25 protein-coding genes are annotated in these 22,667 nt (G+C 49.0%); 11 read left to right on the top strand and 14 right to left on the bottom strand.

The genetic code is table 11. From position 1 onward, the window contains the following. Positions 1–28: 28 nt before the first annotated feature. Positions 29–958: a hypothetical protein gene (locus K384_RS00465; protein ID WP_038028371.1), complete on the bottom strand. Its 930-nt coding sequence runs from the start codon at positions 956–958 to the stop codon at positions 29–31. Between the two features lie 147 nt (positions 959–1,105). Here K384_RS00465 and proS point away from each other — a divergent pair, with 147 nt between their 5' ends. Genes proS through K384_RS00485 form a run of 4 tightly spaced genes read left to right on the top strand, consistent with a single transcriptional unit; the run spans position 1,106 to position 4,951 of the window. Further along, a complete protein-coding gene (gene proS, locus K384_RS00470) occupies positions 1,106–2,581 on the top strand; it encodes a proline--tRNA ligase (RefSeq protein WP_038028373.1) in 1,476 nt (491 codons plus the stop codon). 23 nt (positions 2,582–2,604) lie between these two features. Then, entirely contained in the window at positions 2,605–3,891 is a 1,287-nt protein-coding gene (locus K384_RS00475) for an adenylosuccinate synthase (protein WP_038028374.1), read from the top strand. Between the two features lie 22 nt (positions 3,892–3,913). Next, positions 3,914–4,411 carry an NADH-quinone oxidoreductase subunit A gene (locus K384_RS00480; protein WP_038028926.1) on the top strand — a complete coding sequence of 166 codons (498 nt, stop codon included), beginning with the start codon at positions 3,914–3,916 and terminating at the stop codon, positions 4,409–4,411. A gap of 3 nt (positions 4,412–4,414) precedes the next feature. Beyond that, positions 4,415–4,951, top strand: coding sequence for an NADH-quinone oxidoreductase subunit B (locus tag K384_RS00485; RefSeq protein WP_038028375.1), 537 nt, complete (start codon positions 4,415–4,417; stop codon positions 4,949–4,951). 48 nt (positions 4,952–4,999) lie between these two features. Here K384_RS00485 and K384_RS00490 read toward each other — a convergent pair whose 3' ends face one another. From K384_RS00490 to K384_RS00515, 6 genes are all read right to left on the bottom strand, one after another. Further along, the gene (locus K384_RS00490) at positions 5,000–5,260 is read right to left on the bottom strand and encodes a hypothetical protein (RefSeq protein ID WP_038028377.1); all 261 of its coding nucleotides are present in this window, start codon (positions 5,258–5,260) and stop codon (positions 5,000–5,002) included. Positions 5,261–5,421: 161 nt separating this feature from the next. Continuing rightward, on the bottom strand, positions 5,422–5,781 hold the full coding sequence (locus K384_RS00495; RefSeq protein WP_169737589.1) for a hypothetical protein: 360 nt from the start codon (positions 5,779–5,781) through the stop codon (positions 5,422–5,424). A gap of 91 nt (positions 5,782–5,872) precedes the next feature. Continuing rightward, positions 5,873–6,475 carry a thioredoxin family protein gene (locus tag K384_RS00500; protein WP_038028380.1) on the bottom strand — a complete coding sequence of 201 codons (603 nt, stop codon included), beginning with the start codon at positions 6,473–6,475 and terminating at the stop codon, positions 5,873–5,875. 4 nt (positions 6,476–6,479) lie between these two features. Then, positions 6,480–6,959: a TlpA disulfide reductase family protein gene (locus K384_RS00505; protein ID WP_051632968.1), complete on the bottom strand. Its 480-nt coding sequence runs from the start codon at positions 6,957–6,959 to the stop codon at positions 6,480–6,482. A 338-nt stretch (positions 6,960–7,297) separates the two neighbouring features. Next, a complete protein-coding gene (locus tag K384_RS00510; protein WP_038028384.1) occupies positions 7,298–9,097 on the bottom strand; it encodes an acyl-CoA dehydrogenase family protein in 1,800 nt (599 codons plus the stop codon). Between the two features lie 189 nt (positions 9,098–9,286). Then, on the bottom strand, positions 9,287–9,790 hold the full coding sequence (locus K384_RS00515; protein WP_038028387.1) for an RNA polymerase sigma factor: 504 nt from the start codon (positions 9,788–9,790) through the stop codon (positions 9,287–9,289). Positions 9,791–10,026: 236 nt separating this feature from the next. Here K384_RS00515 and K384_RS00525 point away from each other — a divergent pair, with 236 nt between their 5' ends. The 5 genes from K384_RS00525 (at position 10,027) to K384_RS00545 (ending at position 14,095) form a co-directional block, all read left to right on the top strand. After that, positions 10,027–10,608, top strand: a complete 582-nt coding sequence (locus K384_RS00525; RefSeq protein WP_038028391.1) for an RNA polymerase sigma factor — start codon at positions 10,027–10,029, stop codon at positions 10,606–10,608. After that, positions 10,563–11,309, top strand: a complete 747-nt coding sequence (locus K384_RS00530; RefSeq protein WP_169737590.1) for a prolipoprotein diacylglyceryl transferase — start codon at positions 10,563–10,565, stop codon at positions 11,307–11,309. Before K384_RS00525 ends, K384_RS00530 begins: the two co-directional genes overlap by 46 nt. 38 nt (positions 11,310–11,347) lie before the next feature. Then, positions 11,348–12,550, top strand: coding sequence for a hypothetical protein (locus tag K384_RS13160; RefSeq protein WP_051632969.1), 1,203 nt, complete (start codon positions 11,348–11,350; stop codon positions 12,548–12,550). A 228-nt stretch (positions 12,551–12,778) separates the two neighbouring features. After that, positions 12,779–13,357: an RNA polymerase sigma factor gene (locus tag K384_RS00540; protein WP_038028395.1), complete on the top strand. Its 579-nt coding sequence runs from the start codon at positions 12,779–12,781 to the stop codon at positions 13,355–13,357. Between the two features lie 18 nt (positions 13,358–13,375). Beyond that, on the top strand, positions 13,376–14,095 hold the full coding sequence (locus K384_RS00545; protein WP_038028397.1) for a tetratricopeptide repeat protein: 720 nt from the start codon (positions 13,376–13,378) through the stop codon (positions 14,093–14,095). Between the two features lie 20 nt (positions 14,096–14,115). On the opposite strand, the gene K384_RS00550 is transcribed toward K384_RS00545, so the two are convergent. Next, positions 14,116–14,613 carry a hypothetical protein gene (locus tag K384_RS00550; protein WP_038028399.1) on the bottom strand — a complete coding sequence of 166 codons (498 nt, stop codon included), beginning with the start codon at positions 14,611–14,613 and terminating at the stop codon, positions 14,116–14,118. 85 nt (positions 14,614–14,698) lie between these two features. On the opposite strand from K384_RS00550, the gene K384_RS00555 reads away from it, so the two are divergent. Continuing rightward, the gene (locus K384_RS00555; RefSeq protein ID WP_038028400.1) at positions 14,699–15,772 is read left to right on the top strand and encodes an AI-2E family transporter; all 1,074 of its coding nucleotides are present in this window, start codon (positions 14,699–14,701) and stop codon (positions 15,770–15,772) included. Here the strand turns inward: K384_RS00555 and K384_RS00560 are convergent. From K384_RS00560 to K384_RS00575, 4 genes are read right to left on the bottom strand one after another with little or no spacing between them, the layout of a single operon-like run. Further along, entirely contained in the window at positions 15,735–16,853 is a 1,119-nt protein-coding gene (locus K384_RS00560) for an endonuclease/exonuclease/phosphatase family protein (RefSeq protein WP_051632970.1), read from the bottom strand. The genes K384_RS00555 and K384_RS00560 overlap by 38 nt on opposite strands. Before the next feature lie 9 nt (positions 16,854–16,862). Then, a complete protein-coding gene (locus tag K384_RS00565; RefSeq protein WP_084147060.1) occupies positions 16,863–18,743 on the bottom strand; it encodes a DUF4153 domain-containing protein in 1,881 nt (626 codons plus the stop codon). Then, complete coding sequence (locus K384_RS00570; protein ID WP_051632971.1) at positions 18,730–19,692, bottom strand: YihY/virulence factor BrkB family protein; 963 nt, start codon at positions 19,690–19,692, stop codon at positions 18,730–18,732. Before K384_RS00570 ends, K384_RS00565 begins: the two co-directional genes overlap by 14 nt. Positions 19,693–19,696: 4 nt before the next feature. Further along, positions 19,697–20,257: an NUDIX domain-containing protein gene (locus K384_RS00575; RefSeq protein ID WP_038028402.1), complete on the bottom strand. Its 561-nt coding sequence runs from the start codon at positions 20,255–20,257 to the stop codon at positions 19,697–19,699. Positions 20,258–20,418: 161 nt separating this feature from the next. Between K384_RS00575 and bshA the strand changes: the two genes are divergently transcribed. Then, on the top strand, positions 20,419–21,558 hold the full coding sequence (gene bshA, locus K384_RS00580; RefSeq protein ID WP_051632972.1) for an N-acetyl-alpha-D-glucosaminyl L-malate synthase BshA: 1,140 nt from the start codon (positions 20,419–20,421) through the stop codon (positions 21,556–21,558). Here the strand turns inward: bshA and K384_RS00585 are convergent. Both K384_RS00585 and K384_RS00590 read right to left on the bottom strand, forming a co-directional pair. Further along, on the bottom strand, positions 21,555–21,788 hold the full coding sequence (locus K384_RS00585; RefSeq protein ID WP_038028405.1) for a DUF2061 domain-containing protein: 234 nt from the start codon (positions 21,786–21,788) through the stop codon (positions 21,555–21,557). The two genes, bshA and K384_RS00585, sit on opposite strands and share 4 nt — an antisense overlap. Positions 21,789–21,837: 49 nt before the next feature. Continuing rightward, on the bottom strand, positions 21,838–22,653 hold the full coding sequence (locus tag K384_RS00590; protein WP_038028406.1) for a 3'-5' exonuclease: 816 nt from the start codon (positions 22,651–22,653) through the stop codon (positions 21,838–21,840). Positions 22,654–22,667 lie beyond the last annotated feature (14 nt).

Raw genomic sequence — 22,667 nt, forward strand, 5'->3', positions numbered from 1 at the left:
AATATATGGAATTGCCCGCATACAAGCATCAGCGCGGACGGCTGCGGCTACCGCCACTTCTTGAAGGCGAAGAACCGCGGTTATATGAGGGCGTACTTCGCGGACTGGTAGTGCTTCTGTAGCGGGGCGTGCTTTGGCGTTGTTGGGTATTGCTGTTTCTGTACCGGGGCGTATAAGTCGGCGTCTTGTTAGGTGTGGTTGAATAACGCGTACGCCCTTGGCGGCTTGGGTTTTGCTGTACCGGCTGCGTACTGATGGTACTTCTTGTATTCTGCTGTTGGAAGGTGGTGCCACGCGGCGTTAAATGCCTGCGTGGTGCGTAGTAGCTACGCGGGCGCTCGCTGCCGCCGGTTACATAAATTTGGTTGCCGTACCAACAGTTCCAACAGTTGCCATACCAGGGCGAGTACCAAGGCGAGTAGCGCCAAGGGTTATAGCGCCAACCATTGCCCCAACCAAAAGACAAGCCCCAGCTGCTGCGCCATCCCCAGGCCGGGTTGTAGTAAAAGTTGCTCCATGTGTTATAAGGCGAATTCCAACCGTAGGGCGAATACCAAGGGTTGCCCATAAAAGGCGAGCCCCAGCCACTCATTTGCCAATAGGCATCTTGATAGCCATTGCGGTAACCTTCCCGGTAAGCTTCGAAATCGTCATAATAAGGGTTGTTTTCCGGTGCCAAGCGGCTTTCCGGGCTTTGATAGTATTCCGTGCTGCCGCCCGCGTCGCTATTGGGTTGATAGTCCGGATTGGCAATGCCGCCATTCATGCTGCCCCTTTCGGCAGGCACTGCCTGTGGTTGCCGGCTATAGCTTGTAGAGACTGCCGGCTCGGCGTCGGCGGTGGGCAGGTAATAAACATCATCTACTTCGCGGCTTGCCGGCTGATATAATTTGGGACTACATCCGCTGAAAAAGATAATAAGGGCGAGTATCGGAAGGGCAGGAAGGGCTCGTTTCATAACAACTTTTCTTTATCTATACAACTGAATTTAAACAAAAAGCATTTCATTCCATAGCATTCTTTTTATCTTTGCTGCAAAAGACAAGCCAAATGCAAGCCTTGGCGCTTGCCCTTTGCAAAAGCATACATCTGTAAACGCAATACTATGAGTAAAGGACTTCCTAAACGTTCAGAAGACTACGCTGCTTGGTATCAAGAATTGGTGAAGCAAGCCGACCTGGCAGAACATGCACCGGTGAAAGGCTGCATGATTATCAAACCCTATGGCTTCGGCATCTGGGAAAAGATGCAGCGTACCTTAGACGATATGTTCAAAGAAACGGGGCATGTCAATGCCTACTTCCCTTTGTTTATTCCTAAATCGTATTTAAGCAAAGAAGCGGCACACGTAGAAGGCTTTGCCAAAGAGTGCGCCGTGGTTACCCACTATCGCTTGAAAAACAGCCCCGACGGCAAAGGGGTAATTGTTGACCCCGAAGCACGTTTGGAGGAAGAACTGATTGTGCGTCCTACCTCCGAAACCATCATATGGAGTGCTTACCGCAATTGGATTCAGTCGTACCGCGACTTGCCCCTGCTTATCAACCAATGGGCAAACGTGGTGCGCTGGGAGATGCGCACCCGCCTCTTCTTGCGCACCGCTGAATTCTTGTGGCAGGAAGGCCACACCGCCCATGCTACCAAAGAAGAGGCCATAGAAGAGACCCGCCGCATGCTGGACGTGTATGCACGTTTTGCCGAAGAATACATGGCCATGCCGGTCATCAAGGGCGTAAAAAGCGAAAACGAGCGTTTTGCCGGCGCAGTAGATACCTATTGCATTGAAGCCCTCATGCAAGATGGCAAAGCATTGCAAGCCGGCACTTCGCACTTTTTGGGGCAAAATTTCGCCAAAGCTTTCGATGTGAAGTTTGCCAACAAAGAAGGCGAGCTGGACTACGTATGGGGGACTTCCTGGGGCGTAAGTACCCGTTTGATGGGCGCTTTGATTATGACCCACTCCGACGACAAAGGCTTGGTATTGCCCCCCCGTTTGGCGCCTATTCAAGTGGTGATTGTGCCCATCTATCATGGAGATGACGAGCTCGAAGCAATTCAAACATATGTCCAAGGGATTATAGAGAAGCTGAAACGTGTAGGCATCAAGGTGCACTTTGATGCGCGTGATACCCACCGTCCGGGCTTTAAGTTTGCCGAATGGGAATTGAAGGGCGTCCCTGTGCGCTTGGCTATTGGTAAGCGTGATATGGAGAACAATCAGGTGGAAGTAGCACGCCGTGATACCGGCGAAAAGCACACCGCCCCTGTAGATGGCCTTACCGAGCATATACTTGACCTGCTGGATGATGTGCAACAGTCCCTCTTCAAACGTGCTTTGGCCTTCCGCGAAGCCAACACACGCAAAGCCGACTCTTACGAAGAGTTTAAGGAAATATTGGAAAAGCACGGTGGCTTCATCTTGGCTCACTGGGACGGCACCACCGAAACCGAGTTGCGTATCAAAGAAGAAACCAAAGCTACCATTCGCTGTATCCCGCTGGATGCCGAAGAGGAAGAAGGCAAGTGCATAGTGACTGGTAAGCCATCGAAACGCAGAGTTTTATTTGCCAAAGCCTATTAACAACAAGCATAAGAACCATAGCTATGAACTTAGACGTACTGTTAGGATTACAATGGGGCGATGAGGGGAAAGGCAAAATAGTGGACTTCCTGGCGCCCAAATATCAACTGGTAGCGCGCTTTCAAGGCGGACCGAACGCCGGCCATACCTTGGAGTTCGACGGCATCAAGCATGTGCTGCATCAAATTCCTTCGGGCATTTTTCATGAAGGCATTCAGAATGTCATAGGCAATGGGGTAGTGATTGACCCCGTGGTCTTTATGAAAGAAATAGAAGCTCTTAAGCCTTATGGCGTGCCTTACCAGAGAAACCTTTTTATTTCCAAAAAAGCCCATTTGATTTTGCCTACCCACCGCCTGTTGGATGCTGCCTCGGAGGCTGCCAAAGGCAAAGAAAAAATAGGCTCTACTTTGCGCGGCATCGGACCTGCCTACATGGATAAAACCGGACGCAACGGCCTCCGCGTAGGCGATATCCTAAGCCCCGACTTCAAGAAGCGTTATCAAAAGCTTGTAGATAAACACAAAGGCTTGCTGGAGTTTTATCGCTATGAATACGATTTGAATGAAAGCGAGCCGGCTTTCTTTGAGGCCATTGAGCAGCTCAAAGAACTCCGCCTTGCCGATACCGAATACATGCTGAGCGAAGCTTTGCAGCAAGGCAAGCGGGTATTGGCAGAAGGGGCACAAGGCACTTTGCTCGATATTGAATTCGGTTCTTATCCTTATGTAACCAGCTCGCACACGACCACCGCCGGTGCCTGCATTGGCTTGGGGGTGGCGCCCAAAGCCGTACACGAGGTGTTGGGCATCTTCAAGGCTTACTGCACGCGTGTGGGAAGTGGTCCTTTTCCCACAGAGCTGAACGACGAAACCGGCGAAGCCATTCGCCGGGCAGGGCATGAGTTCGGTTCTACCACTGGGCGCTCGCGCCGCTGCGGATGGCTCGACTTGCCCGCGCTGCGCTATGCCTGTATGCTCAATGGCGTGACCCAGCTATTCATGATGAAAGCTGACGTCCTGAGCGGCTTCGATGAAATCAAAGTTTGTACGCATTACAAGCTTTCCGATGGTACCATTACCCGGCAAATGCCCTACTGTCTGTTGAATGAGCCGGTAGAGCCTGTATATGAAACGCTGCCCGGTTGGTCCGGAAACATAGAAGCGAGCACCGCCTACGAAGACCTGCCGCGCAATTTGCGTCATTATGTAAATTTCATTGAAGAATACCTGCACCTGCCCATCGCGCTGGTGTCCATCGGGCCCGACCGGGCACAAACCATCTTGCGCAAGAATGTGTTTTCTATGTAAGTGATAAAAAATGCCCAATACCATGCAACACGGAGCACTCTCATCCTTTTCCATGATTCTATTGTTCATCATCGGGAGTGCTCTGTTTTTGTTGGGCGGCCTGTTTGCTGCCTACCTGTTGGCACCCCGCAAGCCCAATCACGAAAAACTATCGACCTACGAGTGTGGCGAGCAGCCCGTAGGGCATGCATGGGGGCAGTTCAACTTTCGCTTCTATACCCTCGCGCTTATTTTCATTCTTTTTGAAATAGAAACCGTGCTTCTTTTTCCTTGGGCTATAGTTTTCGGGCAAAAAGAACTTATAGAAGCCACCCAAGGACGGTGGGCATGGTTTGCTTTCATAGAAGCCCTCGTTTTTATTGGTTTGCTGCTTGCCGGTCTTTTGTATGCCTGGCGGCGTGGTTTTCTTGATTGGGCGAGGCCCCGTCCCAAGGTGCCGTCGGTTCATTCGCCCGTGCCTCATGCCCTGTATGAAAATGTGAACCGGCGCTATAGCCCGCCATCCAAACAGAAAGCATAACTTATGGAAATGGAAAGAAACAATCAGGGAAGTGTGCTCTTGCTCAAAGCCGAAGACCTGCTGAACTGGGCACGCTTGTCTTCGCTTTTTCCCATGGGCTTTGGTTTGGCTTGTTGTGCCATCGAAATGATGGCCGCCTATGCTTCGGCTTATGACATGGACCGCTTTGGCATCATTCCACGGAATTCGCCCCGCCAATCCGATGTGATGATAGTAGCCGGCACCGTCACTTTTAAAATGGCAGACCGCATCCGGCGGCTCTATGAGCAAATGCCCGAGCCCCGCTATGTGATTTCGATGGGCTCTTGTGCCAACTGCGGCGGCCCTTATTGGCAGCACGGCTATCATGTGGTGAAAGGCGTCGATAAAATCATACCGGTTGATTTTTATGTGCCCGGTTGCCCCCCACGCCCCGAAGCCCTCATTGGGGCATTCATGAAACTGCAGCAAAAAATTAAGGCGGAAGCCTTCCTAAGCAAAGACGTGGCAGGTATCCGGCAAATTTTGGAGAAAAAACGGCAGAGCAATAAAAAAACATAAAGGCGGAGCCACAAAGCCCCGCCTTTGTTTTGTACAGTGTCCGGCTGCTTACTTCATTTCTTCAACGGCTTTTTCGGCCTCTTCTTTTACTTCTTCAGCCCCTTCTTTTACTTCTTCGGCTGCCTTTTCAGTTTCTTCCTTTACTTCCTCAGCAGCTTCTTTTGCTTCTTCTTTTACCTCTTCGGCGCTTTCTTTTACTTGCTCGGTGGCTTCTTCCATTGATTTTTCAGCGTTTTCTTGCTGACCTTCGCCGCAAGAAACCAATGCAAAAGTACCGGCAGCCAATAACATCAAAAATAACTTCTTCATAGTTCTACTGTTTTTTTAGTTGTGTCACAAGTGTATGTGCACTCTTTAATTCCCGGTTTGCCGAAAGGTAACCCACTGTATTTTTCTTTTTATGCATAAAAGAAAGCGAGCCGTTCGTTGGAACGGGCTCGCTTGGTTGATAAATGCTGTTTCGTATGAAATTACTCAGCAGGAGCTTCTTCAGGCTGAGCTTCGCCTTCAGCAGGAGCTTCTTCGGTAGCTTCAGGCTGAGCTTCTTCAGTAGTTTCAGGCTGAGCTTCTTCCACAGCAGGCTGCTCTTCGGCAGGTTGTACATCTTCAGCAGCAGGTTGCTCCTGGGTTTCAGCGTTTTCTTGCTGACCTTCGCCGCAAGAAACCAATGCAAAAGTACCAGCAGCCAACAACATCAAAAATAACTTTTTCATAGTAATTAGAATTTTGAGGTTTAACAATGAACCTAAATGCACCCCTTTATTCCCTTGATTGAAAAAGGTAACCCAAGGCAATAGAAAATTTTTTTTTGTAAAAAGGATACTGTCCAAGACAAAAGGCGGTTAGTGGGGGCTTCAATAAAAAAGGCGCTTGTCTTTGGACTGACAAGCGCCTTTGATAAACAGGGAAGCAAAGGTTATTTTACATTTCGCGCCACTTGATGGTACAGCCTATGGCTTTGGCTTGTTTTACCTCTACCTCTTTGCCATTGAGCAGGGCATCTACGGCTTGCTCTACATATTTTTTGCTGGCTTTGCTCGCGTCGCGTGGGCTGTCGTCAATAGCACCAATATAGCTTACTATCAGGTCTTTACCTTCTTTTTTCAATACAAACACATGCGGGGTGTTGGTGGCGCCGTAGGTGCGTGCCACCTCTTGGGTTTCGTCGAACAGATAGGGGAAAGTAAAGCCTTTTTCCTTGGCTCTTTCTATCATTTTGTCGAAGCTGTCCTCGGGTTGCTTCTTCGGGTCGTTGGGGTTAATGGCTATGACCGGATAGCCCAATGGCTTGTACTTCTTGTCCAAGGCAATGATGCGGTCTTCGTACATCTTGGAGAAAGGGCAGTGGTTGCAGGTAAATACCACAATGAAGCCCTTGGCTTCCGGGTAGTCGGCAAGCGACACATGGCGCCCATCGATATTTTTCAGTTTGAAATCGATGGCTTTGTCGCCGGGCTTATAGCCTTGTGCCCATGTGAGGGCAGCCGGCAACAGCAGCAGAAGGGTAAACAGATACTTTTTCATGACTCTATGGGTTTAGTTGCTCTTGAATACGTGTGACCAACGATGCGTAGCTGACAGGACCGGGAATGAAAGCCACCTTTTGCCCGTTGCGGTAAATCAGGGTCATGGGAATGGCACCTTGCCAGCGCGGCTCAATGCGGTCTATCCATGCGTTATAGTCGGTTTCATCGAGCAGGAAAGTGGGCAGCGCAATGCCTTTCTTTTTCAGCAGCGCGAGCGCTTTGGGCTGCTCGTCGGCAAAGTCCAGGCTCACCAAAAGTAGCTGCACGCCCCGTGCCTGAAAGTCTTGATAAACACGGTAAAGGTCGGGCAGCTCTTTTACACAAGGTGCACACCAGGTTGCCCAAAAATTGACCACCACCACCCCCTCGCGCCGGGCTATTTCTTTTTCCAAGCGGTCTATCTTAATGACCTCAACACTTTGGGCTTGTGTGTGTAGCCCCAAGCCAATTGCCAGCAGGCAGAGCCATAACCACCGTTTCATTGTACCGATTGTTGTTTGCATAATTAACGACGCACGGGTTTAAAATGTTGTTTTAGAAGAAAAAAAACAGGTAGCCGGTGTCCGGGCTTGCCACAATTAGCCGGATAAAGCTGCGCTGTTCTCACTGTGCACTTATTTCATTCGCGAGAAGACAGGCGGAAGTGTGAAGAAAATAGTGGTGGAGTAGGGTGTTTGTGCGTCCCCGGTGTAAAAAGAGCAGGAATGTACCCTGCTCTTTTTTTGCATGACTATGGAGCGGTTAGCTTTTGCCCGGAAAAAAGAAAAGCCACCCGATGAGAAACTCATGGGCGGCTTGGCTATATGTTCAACCCTAAACACTAAAATGCATACTCATTCTTTTCGATGAGATAATCGGCAATGCGACGGCGGGCAGCCTTCACATTGAAGGGCTCTAATTTAGTAAAGCGTTTCAAACCAAGCAACATTACACGCAACTCGTCACCTTCGGCAAAGGCGGTGATGGCTTCACGCGCAGCTTTTTGAATCACATCTACGGCATCGTAAAGGTACACACGAGCCAAGTCTTGGTAAAGGGCAGTCGCTTCTTCACCTTGTTTTTGAGCCATCTTCAACACACGCAACAGCACCGACTCTGTTACATAAGTTTCTATGAGCATGTCGGCTACATTCATGATGATTTCTTGTTCTTCGCCCAAGCCTTTGCCCAGTTTTTGAGCTGCCGCACCGGCTACCATCAAGATGGCTTTCTTGAAGTTTTTCACGGCTTTCAGCTCGGCGGCAAAAAGGCTGGTATCTGCTTCGGCACCGAAATCAGGAATAGCCATCAGTTCTTTGGCAACAGCCATGGCAGGACCCATCACGTCGAGCTCGCCCTTCATGGCGCGGCGCAGAATCATATCAACGGTCAACAGACGGTTGATTTCGTTGGTACCTTCGAAAATACGGTTGATGCGGGCGTCGCGGTAGGCACGCTCTACGGGCGACTCGGCAGAATAGCCCATGCCACCGTAAATCTGAACAGCTTCATCTACCACATAGTCGAGCACTTCCGAGCCATGTACTTTCATCATGGCACACTCAATGGCAAACTGCTTCAAGCTTTCAAGTTTGGCTTCGGAGTCGCTCATGCCGGCTTCTTTATACATCTTGATGGCATCTTCAATGTTTTGACCGGCACGGTAGGTGGCAGCCTCAGAGGCAAAGATTTTTACAGCCGATTCGGCAATTTTATGCTTGATGGCACCAAACGAGCTGATGGGGCGACCGAACTGCTTACGTTCGTTGGCGTAGCGGATGGCATGGCTCAGGGCAGCTTTGGAAGCACCAATAGCGGCAGCAGCCAGCTTGATACGCCCGATATTCAAGATGTTAACGGCTATTTTAAAGCCATTTTCACGCTCCGACAACAAGTTTTCTACGGGCACCTTGCAGTCGTTGAAGAAGATTTGGCGGGTGTCCGAACCTTTGATACCCATTTTCTTTTCCGGGGGGTTCATGGTGATGCCGCCAAAGTCTTTCTCTACGATGAAGGCGCTCAGGTTTTTGTCATCATCAATTTTGGCAAATACAATATACACATCGGCAAAGCCACCGTTAGTTATCCACATCTTTTGCCCGTTGATGATATAATACTTGCCGTCTTCGCTCAAAGTGGCTTTGGTTTTGCCCGAGTTGGCGTCAGAACCGGAGTCGGGCTCGGTGAGGCAGTAAGCTGCTTTCCACTCGCCCGAAGCCAGCTTGGGCAAATACTTTTTCTTTTGCTCTTCGTTGCCATAGTACTGAATAGGCAGCGTGCCGATACCGGTATGCGCCGAGAAAGCTACGGCAAAAGAGTGTCCGGCACCCAGATATTCGGTAATAAGCATGGTAGAGTTGAAGTCCATGCCCATGCCACCGTACTCTTCGGGCACGCCTGCACCCAGCAAGCCCAATTCACCGGCTTTGTCGAGCAAGCTCACCATCAGAGAAGTGTCTTTGGCTTCGTCCAGCTCTTCCACCTTAGGATATACTTCCTTTTCCAAAAAGTCTTTACATGCCTGAATCAGCATGCGCTGCTCTTCGGTGAACTCTTCAGGAGTGAAAATTTCTTCGGGGGTAACGTCCTTAATCAGGAATTCACCACCTTTGATCAGGTTTTTGTTTGCTACGGTTTCCATAGTTTATAACGGTTTTCGTATTGACGAAAGAAGGAATCATTCTTATCGACAAATGTAATAAAAAATTATTATGCATGCAGAATAATTGTAAGATTTTTATAAAACTTATTGTGATACAAAAATTTAGGGAAGTCCGTAGGGCTTCCCTTTTATAAGGCGTTGTGGCGTGTTTTTGTTCGTGCGGAGGGCTTAATCTCTTTGTAATTTTTCCTTTAGCTGCTTTCGTGCAATATGAATGCGGTTTTTCACCGTGCCAATAGGGATGCCCAAGCGGTCGGCAATTTCCTGATATTTGAACCCACGGTAATACATCAGGAAGGGGAGGCGGTAGTGTTCGGCAAGGGCATCTATGGCATGCATGATTTCCTCGGTCATCAAGTGGCTGAGTGCCGCGTTGTGTGCAGTGCGCTCGCCCGAGTTGATAAAGTGCTGGTTGTCGGTAGTATCTACGAAGGTTTGCCGGCGGCTGGCCTTTTGGTAGCGTGTAATAAAAGTGTTTTTCATGATGGTGTAAAGCCATGCCTTCAGGTTGGTACCTATGGAAAACTTGTCTTTGTTTTTGAGCGCTTTATATAAAGTTTCCTGAATGAGATCATCGGCAGCGTCTTGGTCTTTGACCATACGCAGGGCAAAGGGGCGCAACGAGGCGCCGGCTTCATGCAGTCTGTATCCGAAATCTTCGCGTGGGTTCATAGCTGTGGGGCTTTGGTTTCTATGTTTTTCAAATATAGGAAGTTTGCAGATGGTATCCAAATTTTGTTTAACTTTTTATTGTTTAATATTAAACAAAATCAATATTTAAACATTTTTTGTTTTCCTTTTGGTTCTCAATATTTAAACAAAAAAGCTTGCCATAAAAAAATATTATCTTCAGGCAACCCTTTTGCAAGGAGTGGCATCTATATAAGTGAAGGCTTTCATAAAAGCAGATGATACGACTACGAAAGAGAAGTATAACAGATGAAGCGTCGCTGATAGCAGCCATACGCAAGGGAAGCGAAAAGGCAATGTCGGCATTATATGAGCGCTATGCGGCCAAAATGATGGGCGTGTGTCGCCGTTATTTGCCCATGCCGGAGGCCGAAGACGCTTTTATTGAAGGGTTTCAGCGCGTATTTCAACACATAGAGCAGTACAAAGGCGAGGGCAGCTTTGAAGGCTGGATGCGGCGCATCTTTGTCAATCACTGCCTGCAGTATTTGCGAAGCAAAAGCCGCTTGCTGAGTGTGGAGACAGAAGAAACAGAGGCGGTGGCCGACGAGCTGCATGTAGCCGGCGACGTGCTCGCACAGCTGCAAGAAGAGTATTTGATGGAGCTACTGGAGCGATTGCCCAAAGGTTACCGAACGGTCTTTAACCTTTATGCCATAGAAGGATTTACACATGCCGAAATAGCCGGTATGTTGAATATCAGCGAAGGAACGAGTAAAAGTCAGTTGGCGAAAGCCAGAAAGATGTTACAAACATGGATAACCGAAGAAGCACAATGCAGCCGGACAAACATCCTATAGATGAAGTGTTTCGCAAAAAGCTGAAACACTATCAAGTACCGCCACCGGCCGGTGCTTGGGAGCGCATACGGAGGGGGGCAGCCGGCGGCAAGCAGCCGTTTACGAGTGGTAAAAAACACTGGATATGGGCGCTGCTGCTCATGGGCAGCCTGATGCTGGGCGGATACTACGCCTTCAAAGGCGAGCATGCAACCGCTTTGCCCACCGACAGCATGGCTATGGGAACAGAGCAAGAGAGTTTATTGAATACAAGCGGAAAATCTTCTGCTGCCGGTAGCGAAGTCAAAGCAGCTGAAGAATCAAAAGTAAGCGGGCTTGTGCCTTTGGCAGAAGAAAACACCGGGCAGACAAAGAGAGCAGCAGAGACCAAACAGCAGGCCGAAGCGACACCAAAAGCCAACCCCATACGGAAAGAAGTGCCTCAGCAGCCCCAACAAGCCCTGCCGGAGACAGACAAGGAAGCCGGCAATTCGCCGGAGGAGCCTATGCAGCAGACTACTGCCGCTCCTGACCGTTACGAGCGGCCGCCCGCACGGGTGCGGGTACAAGTAAGCATTTCGCCCGAGCGGGAACAACAAGCCACTTCCAATGCCAAACCGGAAGGGCACAAAAAGATGGGAACCCGCATCATTTGGAATAAGCAAAAGGTAGAGAAAGTGCTCAACCAAGTATTGTATTTGAAAAAAGACATTGGTCAGTAGTTTGAAATAAAAATCTCACTTTAAAAACAGGAAGAACAATGAAACGACTCAGCAAAATGATCTTGCTGTGCACCACCGCTTTGTGTCTGTGGGTGCCGGCACATGCCCAAGATACCATCCGGGTAGAGGTGGAAGACCATACTACCGTGATAGTAGCCACCAAAGACAAGCAGGCGTTGAAACAACTGAAGTATATCGACTTCAACAACCTGATTGAACAAGTAATAAAGGAAGTAGGTGCGGACTTGCCCCCTGACACCGCCGTTACTTACAACTATGAACTGGTCAATGCCGGCGACAAGAGTGTGCTGGTGCGCGTAGATGATGAACAAGAGCAACAAGAAAAAGAGTATGTGCAGCTTACAATTCGCAATAACAAGCGTGGCAAAACCATTTTGAACCTGCGTATTCCGGCCGACAGCGAAGACCTGAAAGATTGGGAGGAAGTGGAAGCAGACGTAGAAGAACTCGAAGCCATTCTGGGCGATAAGTTTTCCATCCGTATAGAACACAGTCAGGCTGACATGGATGACATGGCAGAGGAAGAAGACGATGATGAAGGAGAGGTAGAGGTAGATGCATGGTTGGGCGGCGAAGGTATTACTTTTTACCAAACACCTTGGAACACGATCGCTTATTTCGATTTTGGGATAAACAACTATCTGCAAGATGGCAACTTCCCGAACGACCAAAACGCACCTTATGCCGTGCGTCCTTTGAACTCTACTTATGTAGGCATAGGCATTACGGCACGCCGCCACTTGGTGACCGGCAAAAACGGTAGCTACCTGGCTGTTGATTTCGGGCTTTTGTGGGATTGGTACAATTTCAAATACAAGCCGTCCTATTATTTGCGCGCCACCGATACCGGCGTAAGCTGGGGTGACTATAAGGCAGATTTTGGAGAAGACCTAAAGAAAAACAAACTGGTGGTTTCTTATCTGAACGTGCCGGTGCGTTTGGTATATCGTGGCATGAATGCCAACGGCAACCGTACGCTCAATTTGGGTATTGGCGGCTATGTGGGATACCGGGTCAATGCCTGGACCAAAGTGCAGCCTGTGGGCGGTTCCAAAACCAAAGAAAAAGGCGACTTTTATTTGAACAGCCTGCGCTACGGCGTGGAAGGACAGATAGGCTTCGGCAGTCTTTTGCTCTTTGTAAAATATGATCTGAATACACTTTTCGACGAATCGCAAAACATCAACCTGCAGCCCATCTCTTTTGGTATCCGGCTCTAAGCCGCACCTACGGTTTCTCTATACAACCAAAGACTTGTGTACCGCTACAAGGAAGTGCCCTTCGGTGGAGGGCAGCTTCCTTTTTTCTATAGCCGGCAAAGCAAGCAAAGCATGCAATAAGTCCGGCAGGGGCGCGTTGCTTTCAAAGCAATGTCCGGACTACATCTTTTTTTTAACTTTATGTGCTAACATTGCAGCGCTTCTTTTTACTAAATACCTGAAATCGAAATGGCTATTAGTGACCGGCAACTATTGGAGGCAGTCAAAACAGGGAACCAACAAGTGGTGGAACGCTACTACTTAGACGTACATGCTGAATTTATTCATTGGTGTTACAAACAATTTGCTCTGGACCGGGAACAAGCGCTGGATGCATTTCAGGATGCATTCGTGATTTTCTATGAGAAGCTATGCCGCGGCACCATGCCGGATATCAAAAGCTCGCTGAAAACTTATCTGTTTGCCATTGGTAAGCATTTAATATACAGAAGGTTTCAAAAAGCAGACATCCGGCAGCGCAACCAGGAGCAAATGGCTTATTTGAGCGAAGACCGTTTTGCACCGGCTTTTCTCGAAGAGGAAGAGCAGGCGCAAATGGAGCAAATAGCGCTGGAAGCTGCCCGGAATATGAAAGAGCCCTGCCGGAGTATCTTGCAGTGGTTTTATTTCGACAGACTGTCTTTGACAGTTATTGCCCAAAAGCTGGGCTACAAAAATGATAATGTGATGAAAAACAAAAAGGCACGTTGTTTGCAAAAACTTAGAAAAACCGTAGAAAAGCGTTTGAAAAACTATTCTGTGGATTAAAGAGGCGAAAAGGTTGGTATGATGAATACAGCATTTGAAACACTGATAGAAAAGATGCACCGGGGCGAAGCAAGCCCCGAGGAGCAAATAGAGTTGGAAATGACCTTGCAAAAAGAGCCGGCTTTGCGGCGCGAGGCAGTTTTGCTATGGGGCGTGATGGAAGGGGCACGGCGTGCAGGAAGAGCCGGCATGAAGCAACGCCTAAAGATGTTGCATCTGCATGAGCAACGCCGCAGCCGTTTGCAAAAACGCATGCGCTGGGGACTGGCCGTAGTGGTGGCTTTGTTTGTTTTTGCTTTGGGCTTTCAGTATTACTACACCCCTCATCGTTTATTTGAAGCACACTACAAACCACTGCCCACCCAAGGGCTGGCAGCACATGAAGTGCCTTTGTCGCCCGAACTGGAAGAAGCCTTGGAGGCTTATGAGCAAAAAGCATATGCCAAGGCAGTGAAAGAGTTCAAAGAGGCACGTGCGGCAGGTGCTTCGGCAGAGGCAACGCAGCTTTACGAAGCCATCAGTTACATAGAAATGGGCAAACCCAAAGAAGCGAAAGAGATATTGCTTGCTTTCCGTTCGGAAAACAGCTACTACGCCGAAACAGCACGCTGGTACTTGGCTTTGGTTTTTTTGCGGGAGTACCGTCCACAAGCTGCCCGCCGTATCTTGGAAGAGCTTGCCAAGGGGCAATATTATGCACCGGTAGCCAAAGAGCTGTTGAAGACACTGTCGGAGTAAGGCAGAAGAGGCACACCCCTTCAACTCTTTTTTACTTTGGGGTCGGTATGTAAAACACTTTTATTGCGGCGGCGTGCCTTTTCCCATCCGTTATAGCCGTAATGTTTTTCGAAAGTGTCTGTAATGACTTGAAGAACATCCAATAACTTATTTACTTCGGTTTCATAATCACCGGGCTTGAAGACGCGTTGACCGTGTACAAGCTTATTTCTTTTTTCACCGGCTTCATTAATGGTTTTGACTGCCTCGTCCCCGAGTATGTCTTTTAATTTCCGGTGTTGAGGGTCATATATTTCCCATGCTTCTTGAATGCCATTGAGCCCACTTGCTCGTCTTATAAGCTTATCGGCAATTGTGCTCTTAAAGCCGGCTGAAATGATGAGCTGCCGGAGGGTTCTGCGTAAAACTCTTTCTATTACAGCAACTGAGGCTATGAACGCTTCAGCGTGAAAATCGCCTTCCATAAGGCGGTGAATATGTTTTTTGATTTCCTCTTGTGTTAAACGGATGGGATACATAGGTGGGTGGTTTCTTTCAAAGAAAAAGAATAACTTGTAAGCAAAGGCGCAGTCTTGTGATTGTTTCACTTAAAAGAAAACCTCCATGCCACAAAGAAACCACTTACAGAAAGCAGCCTCGGGCTTGATAGTACTCCTGGCAAGCGGTTACTTGCTGCATATTGCCGCTTCCTTTTTTATAGATTTGGCCACTTCGTTTTTGCTTGCCCTTTTGCTGAATCCTTTGGTGGGGTGGCTGCAAAAGAAGACGCGTATGCCTGCCATGCTTGCTATTTTTCTGGCTTTGTTGCTGGTAGGGGGCATCCTGTTGTCATTGTTGTTTGTCATTGCATTGCAGTTGAAAGACTTTTCCACCAATTGGCAGGAGGTAAGTGCCCGCTTTACATCATGGATAGCACATCTTCGCGACTATATAGAGGCGCGTTGGGGTATTGGGCAGGCAGAACAAGAGCGCTATTTGCAAGTGTTGGTAAATAACCCCGAGAAAAACCTGTCTATTTTAAACCGGCTGGCCAGCAGTGGCGGGCAGTTCTTTGGAGGCTTGCTTGCTTCGCTTTCCCTGATACCTATTTACACTTTTTTTATGCTTTACTACAAAGAGCGCCTGCGCCGCTTTTTGTTCACCGTGACGGCACCCGCCTTCCGTGGCAATTTGAAACGCGTATTGCGCAAGCTGCAGCATGTGATTTTTCGCTACATACTGGGAATGCTGCTTGTGTTCTTGGTAGTGGCAGCCTTAGATACGGGAGTTTTACTGGCTTTCAGCATGGAGAATGCCTTGCTGTTGGGCGTACTGGCCGGCCTGCTCAACTTTATACCTTATATCGGTACCGCTCTGGGCGGCTTGATTCCCATGATAATCGCACTCATTACCAAAGATAGTCTTTGGTATCCGCTGGGCATAGGGCTTTGTTTTTGGGGAGTGCAGCTGCTGGAAAACAACGTGATAACCCCCTTGGTAGTAGGTGATCAGGTCAGCTTGAATGCCTTCACTATCATTTTGGTATTGGTCATTGGCGGCATGTTATGGGGCGCAGCCGGTATGGTATTGGCCATTCCCTACGCTGCCATCGTGAAGTGCATACTGGAGGAAATACCCTCGGGACGCCCCGTGGCGTTGCTCATTGGCGATGAGCCTTTGAGCGCTTTTGATAAATAGTTACCAACGGATAGTGGTCGGAGTAGGGCACATGACGTAATACATGGCACCCCAATACTTGCCAAAAGGTATCGTCAAAGAATTGGTGGTCTATGCGCAACAGCAAAGGCGGGTTGGAGTAGGTAAATCCAAAGCCGGTGCCTGCTTCTTCAAAGGCATTGGACAAATGCTTTTTGAATGTGTGGTAGGTGTAGGAGTGAGGAACGGCGTTGAAGTCCCCACATACGATGACCGGATAAGGGGAGCGCTTGATATGCTCGAGCAGGCGCGCCTGCTCATGGGTGCGCCGTATAAACCCTTCTTTAAGCTTGCGTAATACATTCACCCAGTGGGCAGCTTTGGAGGAAGACGGCGTATGCCCGTTGATGTCTATGCTCATGGAAGCCAAATGCACATTGTAAATGCGCACAGTGTCTTTTTCATGTACGATGTCAATAAAAATTGCCCGGTTGGAACGGCGGTACCCCAATTCTAAATAGCCGCTGTGCACTATAGGGTAAACAGAAAAAATGCCCATGCCGAAGTAGCCTACTTTATAAGGATTGTTGGAGGGCAGTGGTGCCAAGTAGTAGTTATACTTGCCTTTTTGCGCTATTTTGGCTACCGTGTTGAATACCTTCGAACTGTCTTCATTATAAATTTCTTGCAAACACTTGATTTGTGCGGGGTGCTCACTTACCCACTGTATCATTTGGCGCGAAATCAGGCTGTCTTCTGCTTGCAGGTGCTCATACACATTGAATACACGCACGTTGTAGCTCATGATGCTGAGCATGTTGCCGGTTGTTTTGCCCTGTGAAGGGGCATAGCTGTTCCAGTTGAGCTGAAAGACGCCATCGAGTGTGGGCGTGGCTGCCAGCATCCATAAAACCGATAACCATGCATATAAGCGCCGGCGGGGCATCCAGAACAACAGCCACAGCAAAAACGAAAGCGCTACAAGCGGAATGGATAAACTCAAAAAGCCTGCCCACCACCATCCTTCGCCGGGCGGAATCCACAGCGAAGCATAGCACAGCAGAGCAAAGCATCCATAAAGCAGGAAAATCCAAGAGACAAAGCTATAACGGGCTTGTTTCATACCATAAACTTAATCAATGAAGCGAAGTAACAGCCGTCCATGCATTTCTATGATGCGTGGCGGGCTATCCGGGTAATACTCTACATACAAACTTTGCAACAGAAGCTTCGCTTGGTAGTGTGCCCCTTCTTGAATCAGCGAAAACTCGGTAGGTGCGAGTTCCAGGGAGGTGGTCCATGTGGCATCTTGGCCTTTAGCCCTTGACTCTACGGAAGCCAGCAGGGGGTTTAGGTCTATGATAATAGCCTCCCGGGTGGCATCGCTGCTTTGAAGGATGAGCCTGTTGTGTGGAGCTTGTGGAAAATTAAGATAAAAAAGAGGGCGACCCGGTAGTGCAACAGTTTGTGCCGGGGCACTGGGGCAGTCACTACAAACTACCAACAGCAGGAAATCGTAGCCCTGCACCGGAATCACCGCTTCAGAAGGGCAGTAAACCTCTACCCGCCGGGCTTGGCTGAGGTGAATCGGAATATCTTGTTTGATTTGCAGTGCATTGAGCAGTACATTAGCCCGGTAGCTTTCGCTTTTGTCGGCAGTAAAGAGGGTGTCCATGGCACGAGGCAACAAGGGCATGAGGTAGTCCAGCTTTTGGCGCTTTTCGTAAAAACGAATAATAGAGATAACACGCTCTTGGGTGTCAGGTTGCCATTGAAAGTCGGTATTGAAGCGAATGAGTCCGTCGGCCCCCAATACATTGTGCTGCTTGAGCAGGCGAATGAGTTCACTTTGCTGACTTTTGAGAGAAACAGAAAAGAGGTTCCACGGACTGACCAAAGCAAACAGAAACAGAACAAACAGGGTAAAAGGCAGAAAGGAAAGCAGTTTTTTCTTGCTAAACACAAAGTAAAGACTCATCAACCATAACCATGCATTCAAAATGACGATAAAATAACGTGCTTCGGTCCAGCCATATTCATCAATACGTACTGCGATGCCCACGGCATTTAAAGCCAGGAGGGGGAGCAGGAGTGGAAAGAAAAAGCGGATAAGGAAGTACATCCACCGGTTGGTAAGGCGTTGCTGAATGGGATAAGTCATCAGCAGGGCGGTAATTCCCAAAGCCGCATAGCTGAGCACCAAGTAGGAAAGCCACCCCTTGGGCAGTGACCACACCACCAATATTTTTACAAGGTAGGCGTAAAGAATAAGCGTATAGAGCAGCAACAAGGGGAATAAAACAAAGGCTACCAACTGCAAAAATTGCTGCGGGTAGTGGATGTCTTGCTCCAGGTCTTCTATATTTTCCGGCACGCCCGCCATGAAATAGGTGTTGGCAATGAGTCCATAAATTAAAATGGCTGCAATGGCATAGGTGCGTTCTGAAACGTAGAGGTTGAACAGTTCTTTAAGTGAAAAGAAAGCCAAGAAGGTGCCTGCAAGCAAGATACCGGCATAAATGCCGCTCCATAGAGCCCGCTCAATCAAACGCCGGTTGAATTGCCAGAAAGCCGTATCGGTGTAGCGCGAGATGAAATTGACGAAACTAAGCAGCAGCACAGCCGCCCCGAGGCTAAGGGCAAACAGCCAGGCGTCCTGTATGTTCATATGGCCGGGCGAAAAGGTCAGATACAAGACAGACAGCACCAAAATACCTGCTCCGTCGGCAAGCAAGCGCTGTTTGGTATTGTATTGGCGCCGCTCTTTGAGCAAAGCCAGGCTCAAAAACAAGGGGAAGCCCACCAAGCAGCAGAGGACCAACTTAGTTAGGTGCCACTCATCGGGCGGCGGTAGTGGTGCCGTAAGACGTATGGCGGCATAAACACCCACCACATTGTTCAACAGCACCATGGGAAAGCGAAAAATGGCACTTTCGAAAGCCCGGTAGAAGCTGACAAGCAGCTGCCAGCTACTTATATATTGCCATAAACTGCGCAGTTTATTCATCTTCATCGTTTTGCTCGTTTCGGTAGGTTACATGGGCTTCCAGTAATGCCGCATTGACTTCAAAGCCCAAAAGCAGCGTAAAAGCCAAGAGATACACCCACAACATCAGCACAATGAGTGTGCCTATAGAGCCATACAATTTGTTGTAAGTGTTAAAATATTCAAGATAGACGGAAAAGCCAACCGTAACCAAGATGATGCCCACGGCTGCCACCAAGCTGCCTACCGAGAAAAAGCGCCATTTCTCGCTGCTTGCCGGGGCAATGTAGTAAATAACCGAGGTGAACAGCCACAGCACAAAAAAGCTAAGTATGTATTTCGCCATATGCAGCAGGCTTGTGAGCCACCCTTGTTTTAGGATGCCCCATTCCACGAGCAGGTGCAGTGCAAAGCGCCCTACAATCAGTAAGGCGGTAGCCAGAAAAATCATAAAAGCCGTGAGAAAAGTAAGCTGCAAAGCCACCCATTTGCGGCGCAAAAACGAGCGTTTTTCTGCCAGCCGGAACGAGCGGTTGAAGGCAGTCACCAGGGCATCCATGCCTTTTGAGGCAGCATAAACGGCAAAAAAGATACTCAATGAAAGCAGGTCGCCGCGTTGGCTTTGCAACAGGTCTTCCACGGTAGAGTAAATGAAGGTATAAATTTCTGTGGGCAGCGTTTCGCGCAGGAACTCAAACACGGCGTCCCGGTCAATGGGCAAGTAGGGCAGGAGTGTAAGGCAAAAGAGAATGAAGGGAAAGAGTGCAAGCAATAAGTCAAAAGCCACAGCCGAGGCACGTGTGGCAATTTGGTCTTTGCGTAGCTTATGGCTCAGCCGCTTGATGACCAACAAGAGGGGGGCTGTGCGCTTGCGCCCGCCTACGTACAAGTGGCGGGCTTTCATGCGCGCCCAGCGGTAGTATAATTGCCTTTCAAGCCAGTGCCTTATTTCTTGATATAACTTCGATTTTGCCATATGCTCATATTCCCAGTTTGCGTGCCAGCATCAACAAGCCTGCCACACTGATGGCATCGGTGATACGCCCGCTCATGGCCCACTCTATCGCTTCGGATAAGGGCAGTCGTTTGATTTTCAACACTTCGGTATCTTCAAAGTTGGTTTTGCCTTGCCGAAGCCCGGTGGCAAGGAAAACAAAACCTTCTTCGTCGGTAACGGAATTGGAGGTATGCAGCCGCCCCAGTAGTTCCCATTTGGTGGCTGTCAAGCCTGTTTCTTCTTGCAATTCCCGCTTGGCGGTACTTAGAATGTCTTCCTTTCCTATGGGGCTGCCCCCCATGGGAATCTCCCAAGAGTACTCGTCCAAGGTATAGCGATACTGCCCCACCAGCCATGTGTCGCCTTCTTCACTCAAAGGAATGATGCCGATGGCTTTGTTTTTAAAAGAAACCACACCGTAAATGCCGGGCTCGCCGTTGGGCTTCAATACCTTGTCTTCCCGCACGGCAATCCATGGGTTGTCGTAAACGGGGGTACTGCCCAGGCGGGTCCAAGGATTCTTTTCTTTCGTGTTGTCTTTCATGTTCGCTTGTCTTCACTAAGTGTGAATATAACCGAAAAATGCAAGATAATGCTTAATTTGCAACTATAGAGCAACAAAAGCCATTTGGGCTTATCGCCTTAGAACCATTCAGGGGCAATGCATGTTTTGTTCAAACAAGTATCACCTATCTTAAAAAGCGCATGAAAATAGGCATAGTGTGTTATCCGACCTTTGGTGGCAGTGGGGTTGTGGCCACCGAGTTGGGCAAAGCCTTGGCACAAAGAGAGCACGACGTGCATTTTATTACTTATACACAACCGGCAAGGCTCGACTTTTTCAATGAGCATTTGTTTTATCATGAAGTGCGTGTGCCCAATTACCCGCTCTTTCAATACCCGCCTTATGAGATAGCCTTGGCAAGCCAGATGGTCGATATAGCCGAGCGCTTCGATTTGGACTTGCTGCACGTACACTATGCCATTCCCCATGCGTCGGCAGCTTACATGGCGCGCCAAATTTTGCTTGACAAGGGCGTTTATGTGCCTTTCATCACTACACTGCATGGTACCGACATTACCCTTGTAGGCAAAGAGCCATCCTATGCTCCGGTGGTGGCTTTCAGTATCAACCAGTCCGATGGGGTTACGGCCGTGTCGAAGCATCTGCGCGACGAAACCATGTCTTTTTTCGACATACGGCGCGAAATAGAAGTCATTCCCAACTTCATTGACCTGCAGCGCTTCAGGCGTCAGCAAAAAGAGCATTTCCGGAAAGCCATCTGCCCACAGGGTGAAAAATTACTGGTGCACACTTCCAACTTTCGTAAGGTGAAACGTGTGCATGATGTCATTGAAGTGTTTTACCGCGTGCGTCAAGAAATACCCGTTAAGTTGTTGCTGATAGGCGATGGTCCCGAACGGAGCCATGCCGAAAAGCGTTGCCGCGAGTTGAAGATATGCAACGATGTGCGCTTTTTGGGCAAATTGGAGGCTGTGGAAGAGGTGTTGTCGGTTGCCGATGTGTTTTTGATGCCTTCCGAGAAAGAGAGCTTCGGCTTGGCTGCTCTGGAGGCCATGGCTTGCGAAGTGCCGGTGGTTTCATCCAATGCAGGCGGGCTGCCCGAATTGAATGAACATGGCAAAACTGGCTTTGTAAGCCCGGTGGGTGATGTGGAAAGCATGACGCGCCATACCTTGCAGCTGTTGCGCGATGACGAGCTGCTTGCACGCTTCCGGCGTCAGGCAAGACAGCGCGCCGAAATGTTTAGCCTGGAGCGCATTGTGCCGCTTTATGAGCAGTACTACGCCAAGGTGCTGGAACAGCACAAAAGCGCAGTTTAGGCACTTTGTTTGGGGCGCTCTTCTGCCGGCACCCATCCCCATTTGACCTGCGCCCAAGCACGCTCGTGCAGGTAATAAAGAAAGATTTTGGTGATGAGTTCCACGGCACCTATGCTGAAGGCATAGGTGGCTTTGCCGGTGATGAGGTAAGACACAAAGATGGTGTCCATGGTGCCGGCAATACGCCAGCTGATGCCTTTTACCAAGCTGCGCAAGTGCGATTCTTTCATTGATTGATTCATAGCGTTATACATTCATAGCTAACTCAGGAAGGCAGTTCTATAACTTGCCGATCATGGCGGCTCTAAGCTTGATTTCAGTCAGTTTTTGCTTGCTTTCAAGCGGGAAATCGGCATCCATGAACCAAGAGTAATAACCGGGGTCTTTTTTGAGTACTTCCAGGATGCTTTGCCCTTTGTATTTGCCAAAGTTAAACACTTCTTCGCCCTTGTCGTTGTAAACGAAGCGCCCGGCAAGATCGACCCGCCGCATGTTCGACAGCTCGTGCAGGCTTTTTACATCATTTTTTACGGGAATAAACTCTTTGCCGTTTTTATCCTTCATCTTCTTGCCCTCGTAGCGGCGCACTTGGGCATCTAGCACGGCCAAGGTGGCACGCGCATCGGCTTCGGCAGAGTGGGCATCTTCAAGCTCTTCACCACAATAGAAGCGGTAAGCCGCCGAGAGGGTGCGCGGTTCCATGAGGTGGAAAATGCGCTGCGCATCGACTATGTGCCGGTTGTTCAGCGAGAAATCCACACCTGCCCGCAAAAACTCTTCCACCAGAATGGGAATATCGAAGCGGGCAATATTGAAACCTGCCAGGTCGCAGCCTTCGAGAAATTGCGCCAGGGTTTTGGCTATTTGCTTGAAGGTAGGTTGTCCGGCTACGTCTTCGTCGTAGATGCCATGCACCATGCTGGATTCTATGGGAATGGGCATTTCCGGATTGAGCCGCCCGCTCATGCTCTCTTCTTTGCCGTTGGGGTGTACTTTCACAAAGGCATATTCTATGATGCGGTCGCGTACGATATCCAAGCCCGTAGTTTCCAGATCGAAGAAGACAAGCGGTTTTTTCAGTTTAAGGTGCAACATGGCAGTGGTTGTTT

The organism is Thermonema rossianum DSM 10300, assembly GCF_000426825.1.
Classification (GTDB): Bacteria; Bacteroidota; Bacteroidia; order Cytophagales; family Thermonemataceae; genus Thermonema; species Thermonema rossianum.

Excerpts from the sequence above, each read along its gene's own strand:
- K384_RS00465 (WP_038028371.1), bottom strand. The coding sequence starts at position 958 with ATGAAACGAGCCCTTCCTGCCCTTCCGATACTCGCCCTTATTATCTTT.
- proS (WP_038028373.1), top strand. The coding sequence starts at position 1,106 with ATGAGTAAAGGACTTCCTAAACGTTCAGAAGACTACGCTGCTTGGTAT.
- K384_RS00475 (WP_038028374.1), top strand. The coding sequence starts at position 2,605 with ATGAACTTAGACGTACTGTTAGGATTACAATGGGGCGATGAGGGGAAA.
- K384_RS00480 (WP_038028926.1), top strand. The coding sequence starts at position 3,914 with ATGCAACACGGAGCACTCTCATCCTTTTCCATGATTCTATTGTTCATC.
- K384_RS00485 (WP_038028375.1), top strand. The coding sequence starts at position 4,415 with ATGGAAATGGAAAGAAACAATCAGGGAAGTGTGCTCTTGCTCAAAGCC.
- K384_RS00490 (WP_038028377.1), bottom strand. The coding sequence starts at position 5,260 with ATGAAGAAGTTATTTTTGATGTTATTGGCTGCCGGTACTTTTGCATTG.
- K384_RS00500 (WP_038028380.1), bottom strand. The coding sequence starts at position 6,475 with ATGAAAAAGTATCTGTTTACCCTTCTGCTGCTGTTGCCGGCTGCCCTC.
- K384_RS00505 (WP_051632968.1), bottom strand. The coding sequence starts at position 6,959 with ATGAAACGGTGGTTATGGCTCTGCCTGCTGGCAATTGGCTTGGGGCTA.
- K384_RS00510 (WP_038028384.1), bottom strand. The coding sequence starts at position 9,097 with ATGGAAACCGTAGCAAACAAAAACCTGATCAAAGGTGGTGAATTCCTG.
- K384_RS00515 (WP_038028387.1), bottom strand. The coding sequence starts at position 9,790 with ATGAACCCACGCGAAGATTTCGGATACAGACTGCATGAAGCCGGCGCC.
- K384_RS00525 (WP_038028391.1), top strand. The coding sequence starts at position 10,027 with ATGATACGACTACGAAAGAGAAGTATAACAGATGAAGCGTCGCTGATA.
- K384_RS00530 (WP_169737590.1), top strand. The coding sequence starts at position 10,563 with ATGGATAACCGAAGAAGCACAATGCAGCCGGACAAACATCCTATAGAT.
- K384_RS13160 (WP_051632969.1), top strand. The coding sequence starts at position 11,348 with ATGAAACGACTCAGCAAAATGATCTTGCTGTGCACCACCGCTTTGTGT.
- K384_RS00540 (WP_038028395.1), top strand. The coding sequence starts at position 12,779 with ATGGCTATTAGTGACCGGCAACTATTGGAGGCAGTCAAAACAGGGAAC.
- K384_RS00545 (WP_038028397.1), top strand. The coding sequence starts at position 13,376 with ATGATGAATACAGCATTTGAAACACTGATAGAAAAGATGCACCGGGGC.
- K384_RS00550 (WP_038028399.1), bottom strand. The coding sequence starts at position 14,613 with ATGTATCCCATCCGTTTAACACAAGAGGAAATCAAAAAACATATTCAC.
- K384_RS00555 (WP_038028400.1), top strand. The coding sequence starts at position 14,699 with ATGCCACAAAGAAACCACTTACAGAAAGCAGCCTCGGGCTTGATAGTA.
- K384_RS00560 (WP_051632970.1), bottom strand. The coding sequence starts at position 16,853 with ATGAAACAAGCCCGTTATAGCTTTGTCTCTTGGATTTTCCTGCTTTAT.
- K384_RS00565 (WP_084147060.1), bottom strand. The coding sequence starts at position 18,743 with ATGAAGATGAATAAACTGCGCAGTTTATGGCAATATATAAGTAGCTGG.
- K384_RS00570 (WP_051632971.1), bottom strand. The coding sequence starts at position 19,692 with ATGGCAAAATCGAAGTTATATCAAGAAATAAGGCACTGGCTTGAAAGG.
- K384_RS00575 (WP_038028402.1), bottom strand. The coding sequence starts at position 20,257 with ATGAAAGACAACACGAAAGAAAAGAATCCTTGGACCCGCCTGGGCAGT.
- bshA (WP_051632972.1), top strand. The coding sequence starts at position 20,419 with ATGAAAATAGGCATAGTGTGTTATCCGACCTTTGGTGGCAGTGGGGTT.
- K384_RS00585 (WP_038028405.1), bottom strand. The coding sequence starts at position 21,788 with ATGAAAGAATCGCACTTGCGCAGCTTGGTAAAAGGCATCAGCTGGCGT.
- K384_RS00590 (WP_038028406.1), bottom strand. The coding sequence starts at position 22,653 with ATGTTGCACCTTAAACTGAAAAAACCGCTTGTCTTCTTCGATCTGGAA.